Origin of the sequence: Bilophila sp. 4_1_30 (assembly GCF_000224655.1) — a bacterium.
GTDB lineage: Bacteria > Desulfobacterota > Desulfovibrionia > Desulfovibrionales > Desulfovibrionaceae > Bilophila > Bilophila wadsworthia.
Map to the genome: position 1 here is coordinate 176,373 of NZ_JH114234.1, position 9,211 is coordinate 185,583.

A 9,211-nucleotide genomic window follows, 5' to 3' on the forward strand; every position below is an offset into this window, starting at 1 on the left:
AGAGCGCCACCGTGCACAGCAGCCCCCCGCCGATGAGAAACGCGAGGCATGTCCCCAGCGGCCCGGCATCCGGCAGAAAACGGGTTCCGGGAAGGACGAAGCAGCCCCAGCCGATGATGGCCCCTACGGCCAGTGCCCAGACTTCGGCCGGGCTCATGGTTTTTTTGAGTTCCTTGCGATCCGTTTGAGATTCCGTCGAGTGATCCATATATCCATCTCTTTTCAGTTTGAGGGCGGGAAAAGCGGCCCGGGTGCGCATATGATACGGATAACGCACGGCTTCGTCCGCCCGATGGGGCGCAACGCGAGAACCGCTGAATGCGTAAGGCTACAGAGAGATGGAGACGGAAGGCGGCGCGAGGGCCAAGGGAAGCATACCCCGGATTTCGGAAAGCCCGGGCAGGATGTCGGGAAGGGGAATGAAGGCGGCGCATTGAAGGAGCGCTAGGGAGAACCCGTAGGATGAGGCGTTAAGCGAAAGAAGAGGGCCGTCCTTTCCGGAAGTCCTGTCCAAAGGGTGCGCCGACTTGGTTTCCAGATAGGCGGACGGCTGATCCGGCTGTGCCGGGATCAGGGACGCGCCATCCTGACAGTGCATGAGGCACGGCTGCACGGGGTGCCTTTGCGCAATGGCGTTCGGGTACAACAAACAGAAGCTTATCAGAGGCAGCAGCGCCCACCATAAGCTCTTTGTGAAATGTCGTATCCAATACCGGCTCAAACGCGTCATTCAGCACCCATGACGAAAATTTGCCGTTAGATATCTGTAAAGAGCCTTCCCGTCAATGGGGATCACGGAAAAAGGAGAAGAACGAAAAACAGTAACGATCCCAAGATATAAACGGATTGATATCAGGAAGGCGAATGTCCGGGCTCGGCTCGTTTTAGGGCCGTGTGCTCTCCCGTACGGACTTGAACACCACAGGGCTCAGCAGAAGCACGCCGATGAGGTTGGGGAAAGCCATCAGCGCGTTGAAGGTGTCGGCGAGAATCCAGACCAGGTCGAGCTGGGCCAGAGCGCCGATGGGCACGACGATGGTGTAGAGGATACGGAAAGGCTTCAGAATCCGATCCCCGAACAGGAATATCGCGGAACGTTCCCCGTACACGCACCAGCCGAGGATGGTGGTGAAGGCGAACATGACCAGCGAAATCGCCACGATGGCCGACCCCACGCCCGGCAGGGCGGTTTCAAAGGCCCGCGCGGTCAGCGAAGCGCCCTGAGCGCCGACGGCGGTCCATTCGCCGGTGACGAGGATGGCGAAGCCGGTCATGCTGCACACGATCATGGTGGTGATGAACACGTCGAGCATCCCGATGGTGGCCTGTCTGATCGGGGTGGAGGTTGCGGTGGCGTGGGCGATGGGCCCGCTGCCGAGCCCGGCTTCGTTGGCGAAGATGCCCCGCGCCATACCGAACCGGACGGCCATCATAGCCGTGGCCCCGGCGAAGCCCCCCTGCGCCGCCGTAGGCGTGAAGGCTTCCTCAATGACGTGCAGGAACATCGCGGGCACTTCCTTGATGTTCAAAATGATGATGAGCAGCGAGGCGAGCGTGTACAGGGTCGCCATGAAGGGCACTATTTTCCCGGCCACGCTGCCGATGCGCCGCAGGCCGCCCAACAGGACGGAAGCGATCAGCAGAAACAGGATCAGCGCCGTGATCCATGTCGGAACGCCGAAGGTCCCCCAGAGCACGCCGGAAATGGCGTTGGTCTGTACCGCATTGCCGGTCCCGAAACAGGTGATTGCCGCAAAAATGGCGAACAGGCCGCCGAGCCATTTCCATTTTTCGCCGAGCCCGTTCTTGATGAAGTACATGGCCCCGCCCACGAAATTCCCCGCCGGGGTCACTTCACGGTAGCGGACGGCAAGCAGGATTTCGGAAAATTTGGTCGCCATGCCTACCATAGCGGTGCACCACATCCAGAACAGCGCGCCCGGGCCGCCCGAAAGGATGGCCGTGGCCACGCCGACGATGCTCCCCGTGCCGATAGTCCCCGCGAGGGCCGTCATCAGGGCATTGAACGGCGTCAGCTCGCCCTTGTCGCCAGCCGAGGAGGTCCGGCCCTTCAGAGCATGGAGAACGCTGAAAAGATGTTGCGGAACGTATAGAAACGCAACCCCAAGGTAAGGTAGAGGCCCGTTCCGATCAGCAGGATCAGCATACCCGGTCCCCAGATCACGTCGTTGATCGCCTTCAAAGCCTGTATCAGCGTTTCCATCGTTGTCTTCCTGCGTTGCGTATTCGAGAGCTTGGCTCTATGGTGGCCGCGCACCGTTCAGCGGCGGTGCGGGACGTCCCCGCTTCAAAGGGAACGCCCTCTGTCGTGTATCGTATTGCAGGGGAAAATTTCATTATTATCATACCCGGTGAATACCGTTCCGGGTATATGCGCACCTGTGCGCCGCCGTTCCTTTTGAGGGGAATCGGGCAGAGGATGCGCCCTTTCACGCAAAGAGGAATCCATGTTGAAAACGTTTGTGCTGTGCCTTGCCGTCCTGTTGGCCGCATGTGGGGCCAAACCATCCCCCGAGCCCTTCCCCGCCCCTGCCTCAACCGCCTCTTCCGAGATCCGGCGGTTGCCCCATCCCGCCGTCGAAGCGCTGGATACCCCGTCCCCGTTGTTCCGGCAGGCCCCGGCGGAGCAGGCGCGTGCGCAGATCGCCCGTATGGACAAGGCATCCATGGGGCTGCGTTCGTGGATGGAATTGGCCCCCGCGCTGGAGCGGAGCCTTGCGTATGCCCGGAGCTGGAATCCGGACGAGCGGGCCGCCGAACACAGCGGAATCCGGATCACATGGGGAGAAGTGGTTGCGTCTCTGGAAAAGCTGAAAGCGATACTGCCGCGGCTCGACGCCCAGCCCGAACTGCTGGAAGAGGGGTTCCAGTGGCTGAGCGTCGCCCCTGAAGTCAAGTTTACGGGGTACTATTCGCCGGTGATGCAGGCCAGCCGGACGCGCAAGCCGGGATACGAATATCCGATCTACCGTCTTCCGGAGGAGCTTGCCCCGGATCTGGCGTGGTGCCTGCCTACGCACAGCTGCCCCGAGGACGCCTTTTTGCAGGTGATCAAGCCGGAAGACCCGTATTACAGCCGGGCGGACATCGATCTGGACGGAGCGCTCAAGAGCCGGAATCTGGAAATGGCGTGGCTGGAGCATCCGGTGGAGACGTACGATCTGATGCTGGAAGGTTCCGGTATTCTGGCCTTTGACGACGGGACGCAGCAGGCGGCCCTGTTTGCGGGCCTGAACGGGCACTCGGGCCAGAGCATGGCGGGCTACCTGATCCGTTCGGGGGAACTTCCGCGGAACAAGGCCTCGATGCAGGGTATCCGCCAGTGGTGGGACAACCACCCCCAGAAGCGCAGGGCCTTTTTGAACGCTTCCAGCGGCTACGTGTTTTTCCGGTTCGGTGCCGAGCATCCGAAAGGGACGGCGGGTTGCGAACTGACGCCGTGGGTCAGCATGGCGGTCGATCCGCGCGTCCTGCCGCTTGGCGGCATTGTTTCCTACGCGCTTCCGGGACAGCGGCAGGGCATCCGGAGAGGGCTCGGCTTCGCACACGACACCGGCGGCGCGATCCGTTTGCGGCGCATCGACATGTACACCGGGGAAGGCGAAGACGCCCACCGTCAGGCCATGACCATTTACAATCAGGGGCAGGTCTGGCTGTTGTTGGCGAAACAGTGAGCCTTGCCGAAAAGGTGAGGCTTTCCCTCCGAGGGATTCCGAAAAGCCGTTGCCGTGCCGTTTCAGCGCCCGGCTTCATACATTTATTCTTTTCCTTCCCGCAACCAACCTTGCACAAAACACCGAGACCGAGGGAGGCAGTCCCCCTCGGTCTCGGTGCGGAAGTGAGGTTGTTGAAGAAACGTTCGGAGTTATGGTGAAGCGGCTGACCGCGCATGTTCCGGGTTGCGGCGGGAGGCGGAGAGCAACTTCATACGGCCCTCGCGCCTGTAACGTATCAGGTGTGTCGTTCCGGGGAGGGAAGCGTCCCCGGGCGCTCGGAGGCTAGTAGCTGCAGTTGGAGCCGTAACCGCCGCCGTGTCCGCCATGGCCACCATGACCGCCGCCGTGACGGCCGCCGTTGTGGTAGCCCATGCCGTTGCCCATCATACCGTTGCCCATCATGCCGCGGCCGGGCCGGATACCGAGTTCCTTTTCCATTTTGTCGCCGAGGGTCATGCGTTCGGCGCGGAGCTGGGAGCGGAGTTCCGCCACCTCATTGGCGAGCTTGGAAATGGTTTCGGGCTTGGCGTTGGGGTTGCGGGACAGGGCGTCGAGCTCGATGCCCTTGGCGTTCAGCTTGTCCTGAATCGGGGATACGCGGCTGTAGTAATCCTTCATCATGGCATCATAGGCACCCTGTTTTTCGGGAGAAAGGGCGGACATCCCGGCGTGGTTGCCATAGTTGTGGTATCCGTTGTAGGCGAAAGCGGACACGCCGGAACCGAGAACGATGGCGGAAAGGGCGAAAGCGGCGATGAGGGCGCGAGTCTTCATGGTATGTACTCCTGTGATGGTGTTTGAGAGGTTAAAAAAACGTAAGCTTATTGGAATAATGCTGAATGTATGGTGAAGCGGTTGGCCGCGCACGTTCCGGGTTGCTGCGGGAGGCGGAGAACGGTTCCATGCGGCCTTCACGCCTGTAACGTATCAGGTGTGTCGCTCCGGGGAGGGAAGCGTCCCCGGGCGCTCGGAGGCTAGTAGTTGCAGTTGGAACCGTAACCGCCGCCATGACCACCGTGACCACCACCGTGACGGCCGCCGTTGTGGTAGCCCATGCCGTTGCCCATCATACCGTTGCCCATCATGCCGCGGCCGGGCCGGATACCGAGTTCCTTTTCCATCTTGTCGCCGAGGGTCATGCGTTCGGCGCGGAGCTGAGAGCGGAGTTCCGCCACCTCATTGGCGAGCTTGGAAATGGTTTCGGGCTTGGCGTTGGGGTTGCGGGACAGGGCGTCGAGCTCGATGCCCTTGGCGTTCAGCTTGTCCTGAATCGGGGATACGCGGCTGTAGTAATCCTTCATCATGGCATCATAGGCACCCTGGTTTTCAGGAGAAACCGCGGACATCCCAGCGTGGTTACCGTTGTTGTGGTACCCGTTGTAGGCGAAAGCGGACACGCCGGAACCGAGAACGATGGCGGAAAGGGCGAAAGCGGCGATAAGAGCGCGAGTCTTCATAGTGTGTACTCCAGTAATGGTGTTTTGATTGAAAGGTTGAAGCCAAACGGCTTGTTGAGCATATAGCAACAGGCGTGCCAAAGTATGCGTTGTTTTGTAATACATGAATTTTATTCATTAAAATAAAAATGCGTCATTCAGCGCTTCACGAGCGGCCCCGTGAGTGGGTAGAATGGAACCACACCGCGTTTTCGAGTGTGTAAAAACGCCACACCCCTTGGGCAGGGGCGGGGTGGAGACGCCGGGAACCCTGCGGATAATGGGGGGCGAAAGCGGTTTTAATCCGGGAATGGTTTTTGCTGTACCTTAGAAAAAATTCGGATCCGAAGATCCGGCAACCGGATGCCGCTCCGCAAAAGGATATTCACGTGTATATGTCGTCGTTAAAGAAAATGCCCCGGTGGCTCACGCTGTTCCCGTGGTTCGTCATGGTCTGCGCCTTGCTGTTTTCAGCGGGGATCGTGGTGTTCGGGCTGCACAACGCCAAACGCGAATCGGATTTCACGTCGCAGCTGACCCTTGAAAAGGGGGCGGCGCTCATCAGCGCGCTGGAAGGTGCGTTGCGGACCGGTATGGGATATCACTGGTCCGATGAAGTGCTGAGCGATCTGCTCAACAAGGTCGGGGAACAGCCGGACATCGTTTCGCTGGTGATCACCAACCGTAACGGGACCGTGCTGATGGCGGCCGATACAAAACTCATCGGCACGAGTTTCTTGTCGCCGGAAGTTCTGGCGGAGCTCGATCCGACCCGGCAGGTCAAATGGAATGCGAGGGAATTGCCCGATGGGATGCCCGTATTCCAAGTGTATAAGCAGTTTTCCGTCCCGCAGGGGGAACGCCGCAGGCATGGCGGCGGGCACAGGATGATGAGGCGCGGGCTGGACGGCGACTCGTGCGGCATGTTGGAAGCGAGCATTGCCGAGGGCACATCGCTGGTTATTTTCGTCGAGTATGATCTCACCCCCCTTGAGGAGGCACAGGCCGCCGACGAAAAGCATATGGCGGTCATGTTCGGCATTCTTGTTTTTGTAGGCTTGGTGGGCTGCATTACCCTGTTCCTGATCCAGAGTTACAGGCGCTCGCGCAAGCTCGTACAGGAAACCACGGCCTTTTCTTCGGAAATCCTGCGGACGCTTCCGGTGGGCATCATTTCCACGGACATGGACGATCGCATTACATCCATCAACCCCGCCGCGCAGGACATCACCGGGCTGACCCGGACGGCGGCGACGGGGCGGGGCCTTCATGACCTGCTGCCCGGCGTATGGGCCGTGCTCGAAGGGCGGACGGCGCAGGATGCCGCGAGAGAGCAGGAGGCCTGGTGCACGGTCGGTGAGCGTCGGGTTCCGTTGGCGATCAGCGCCTCGCACATTGTGACCGAGGAGGGCGAAGCCATCGGCACGGCTTTGATCATGCGCGATCTCGGGGAAATCCGGCGCCTCCAGAGCGAACTGCGGCGGCGGGACCGTCTGGTGGCGCTCGGCAATATGGCGGCGGGCATCGCCCATGAGGTCCGCAACCCCCTCAGTGCCATTAAGGGGTTGGCCCGTTTCTTCATGGAAGCGAGCCCCGAAGGCAGCGACGAAAGCCGCATGGCTGACATCATGACGAGGGAGGTGCTCCGCCTGGACAAGGTGGTGGGCGACCTTCTTGATTTTGCGCGCCCCGATGTGCTGAACCTGACCGATGTCGCGCTGAACGAGCTTGTGGAGCGGGCCCGCGACATGGTGCGGTCGGATATGGACGCCCGCAAGATCCGGTTTGAGGCCGAGCTGCCGGAGCCGCCGTTGTCCGTACGGCTGGACCGGGACCGTATGACGCAAGTGTTGCTCAACTTGTTTCTCAACGCTGTACAGGCCATGCCCGATGGCGGTAGGCTGATGGTGCGGGCCCGGATGGAAGGTACGGAGCTGGCGCTGGATGTTGCGGATACGGGGTGCGGCATCGCCCCCGAACGTCTGGCGGATATTTTCAGCCCGTATTTCACCACCAAGGCCAGCGGCACGGGGCTGGGGCTTTCCATCGTGCACAAGATCGTGGAAGCGCACGATGGCACGATCGAAGTCGCCAGCACGCCCGGCGAGGGCACGGTGTTCAAGCTTCGTTTCCCGTTTGTGGCGTAGGCGGGGGTAGGTGAGAGCCGGGGGAAGGGAGGGCAACCTTTCTGAAAAAAGGTTGCCCTCCCTTCCCCGGACCCCCAACCCTCTTTTCCCAAGGCTTTTGACTTTATTGAATCTCTTATCGCTGTTTTCCCGGATTTCTTATGAGGTTCATACTGTGGCGGAAGGCGGAAAAGAAAGGTTTATTGGGATTGTGTGTACTGGATTGATCGAGAATCAATTGAGGAATGGCATGGCTGAGAAAGGTTCACATACGGTTCTTGTGGTGGATGACGATCCGGGGCATCGCGGGATGCTCGAGGCGCTCCTTGGGCGCTGGGGGCTGGCCGTCACGTCGGCGGGGGATGGCAAAGAGGCTGTGGCGCGGGTATGCGAACGGCCTTTTGACGTGGTGCTGATGGATATCCGTATGCCCGACATGGACGGCATCACGGCTCTGAAGGAAATCCGCAAGTACAATCCCGCCGTGCCGGTCGTGCTCATGACGGCGTATTCCGCCGTGGAGTCCGCCGTGGAGGCCATGAAGTCCGGGGCCGTGGATTATCTCATCAAGCCCCTCGACTTTGATCAGCTCAAGTCCACCTTGTTCAAAACGCTGGAACACAGCGAGGCCGTCCGGTCCGGCGAGCGTTTTCCCGTTCCGGTGGAGGGCATCGTGGGAAACAGCCCCGCCGTCCGGAGGATGTTGGAGATGATCCACACTGTGGCCCCTTCGGAGGCGACGGTATTGATCAACGGCAAGTCCGGGACGGGTAAGGAACTGGTGGCGCGGGCCATCCACAACCAGAGCCAGCGCAAGGACGGCCCGTGGGTGGCGGTGAACTGCGCGGCCCTGACCGAAAGCCTTCTGGAATCCGAATTGTTCGGGCACGAGAAAGGCGCTTTCACGGGCGCGGACAAGCGCCGGGACGGGCGTTTTCTGCAAGCGGACGGCGGCACGCTGTTTCTGGATGAAATCGGTGAAATTTCCCTGCTCATGCAGGTCAAGCTCCTGCGGGCCATCCAGCAGCGGGAGATCCAGCGCGTGGGAGGCGACGCCACCCTCAAGGTGGATGTGCGCATCGTGGCGGCTACGAACCGCAACCTGCTGGATGAGGTCGCGGCCGGGCGCTTCCGCGAGGATTTGTATTATCGGCTCAACGTCGTCAGCATACAGGTCCCGTCCCTTCAGGAGCGGAGCGAGGACATCCCCCTTCTGGCGGAGCACTTCCTCAAGGTTTTCGGCGAGCGGAACCGCAAGGATGTGAAGGGATTTACCCCCAAGGCGATGGACATGCTGGTCAAATACCCGTGGCCGGGGAATGTCCGCGAGCTGGAGAACGCGGTGGAGCGGGCCGTGGTGCTGCTGTTCGGCAGTTACGTTTCGGAACGCGAATTGCCGCTTGCCGTAACGCAGGCGTACGAACAAGAGGATGATACGGAACCGTCATCGCTGTCCGTTCCTCTGGAGGGCGCAACGCTGGAGGATGTGGAGCGCGAAGCCATCCTTCGTATGCTGGACAGTGTGGGCGACAACAAGAGCGAAGCGGCGAAGCGGCTGGGCATTTCCCGCAAGACCCTGCACACCAAGCTCAAACGGTACGGGCAGGAGCAGGACTGATCACTCCTGACGCGCCTTGTTGCGCTGCCAGACGAAGAAGTGGAGCAGGGCCATGCAGCCGTGTCCGATCAAATACAGTTCGATGAGGAGCGTCACGTTTTTATGGGTTTCCAGCGCCGACCCTGCGAACGATGATCCGTTCCGCCAGAGGATGAACCAGATCAGGCCGCTCAGCACGACGAGCAGCAGCGCGCCGAGCCCGAGCCCCTGCACGGCGGTTGCCAACCCTTTCGGGCGCGGCGGAACCATCTTGAAGCGCAAGCTGGCCTGAATGTCCTTTTTGAGCTGTTCCGT

Annotated in this window: 8 protein-coding genes and 2 pseudogenes; 3 read left to right on the forward strand and 7 right to left on the reverse strand. The window is 60.7% G+C overall.

Going from position 1 to position 9,211, the window contains the following annotated elements:
* The 4 genes and pseudogenes from HMPREF0178_RS22135 to HMPREF0178_RS22675 all read right to left on the reverse strand — a co-directional run.
* A pseudogene (locus tag HMPREF0178_RS22135) lies at window positions 1-208 on the reverse strand (APC family permease); the annotation flags it as partial.
* A gap of 120 nt (window positions 209-328) precedes the next feature.
* Window positions 329-598: a hypothetical protein gene (locus tag HMPREF0178_RS16935; protein WP_232281312.1), complete on the reverse strand. Its 270-nt coding sequence runs from the start codon at window positions 596-598 to the stop codon at window positions 329-331.
* Between the two features lie 286 nt (window positions 599-884).
* Complete coding sequence (locus HMPREF0178_RS16940) at window positions 885-2,075, reverse strand: alanine/glycine:cation symporter family protein (protein ID WP_369737655.1); 1,191 nt, start codon at window positions 2,073-2,075, stop codon at window positions 885-887.
* Window positions 2,072-2,224: a sodium:alanine symporter family protein gene (locus tag HMPREF0178_RS22675; RefSeq protein WP_009381023.1), complete on the reverse strand. Its 153-nt coding sequence runs from the start codon at window positions 2,222-2,224 to the stop codon at window positions 2,072-2,074. Before HMPREF0178_RS22675 ends, HMPREF0178_RS16940 begins: the two co-directional genes overlap by 4 nt.
* Window positions 2,225-2,468: 244 nt before the next feature.
* Here HMPREF0178_RS22675 and HMPREF0178_RS16945 point away from each other — a divergent pair, with 244 nt between their 5' ends.
* The gene (locus tag HMPREF0178_RS16945) at window positions 2,469-3,695 is read left to right on the forward strand and encodes an MltA domain-containing protein (RefSeq protein WP_009381025.1); all 1,227 of its coding nucleotides are present in this window, start codon (window positions 2,469-2,471) and stop codon (window positions 3,693-3,695) included.
* Window positions 3,696-4,019: 324 nt separating this feature from the next.
* Here HMPREF0178_RS16945 and HMPREF0178_RS16950 read toward each other — a convergent pair whose 3' ends face one another.
* Both HMPREF0178_RS16950 and HMPREF0178_RS16955 read right to left on the reverse strand, forming a co-directional pair.
* Window positions 4,020-4,511: a periplasmic heavy metal sensor gene (locus HMPREF0178_RS16950; RefSeq protein ID WP_009381030.1), complete on the reverse strand. Its 492-nt coding sequence runs from the start codon at window positions 4,509-4,511 to the stop codon at window positions 4,020-4,022.
* A 200-nt stretch (window positions 4,512-4,711) separates the two neighbouring features.
* Window positions 4,712-5,194: a periplasmic heavy metal sensor gene (locus HMPREF0178_RS16955; RefSeq protein ID WP_009381034.1), complete on the reverse strand. Its 483-nt coding sequence runs from the start codon at window positions 5,192-5,194 to the stop codon at window positions 4,712-4,714.
* Between the two features lie 374 nt (window positions 5,195-5,568).
* On the opposite strand from HMPREF0178_RS16955, the gene HMPREF0178_RS16960 reads away from it, so the two are divergent.
* Together HMPREF0178_RS16960 and HMPREF0178_RS16965 are read left to right on the forward strand one after the other, a co-directional pair.
* Window positions 5,569-7,320 carry an ATP-binding protein gene (locus tag HMPREF0178_RS16960; protein ID WP_232281313.1) on the forward strand — a complete coding sequence of 584 codons (1,752 nt, stop codon included), beginning with the start codon at window positions 5,569-5,571 and terminating at the stop codon, window positions 7,318-7,320.
* 229 nt (window positions 7,321-7,549) lie between these two features.
* Entirely contained in the window at window positions 7,550-8,917 is a 1,368-nt protein-coding gene (locus HMPREF0178_RS16965) for a sigma 54-interacting transcriptional regulator (protein ID WP_009381040.1), read from the forward strand.
* Here HMPREF0178_RS16965 and HMPREF0178_RS21180 read toward each other — a convergent pair.
* Window positions 8,918-9,211: pseudogene (locus HMPREF0178_RS21180) on the reverse strand (cytochrome b/b6 domain-containing protein); the annotation flags it as partial. It abuts the gene before it with no gap.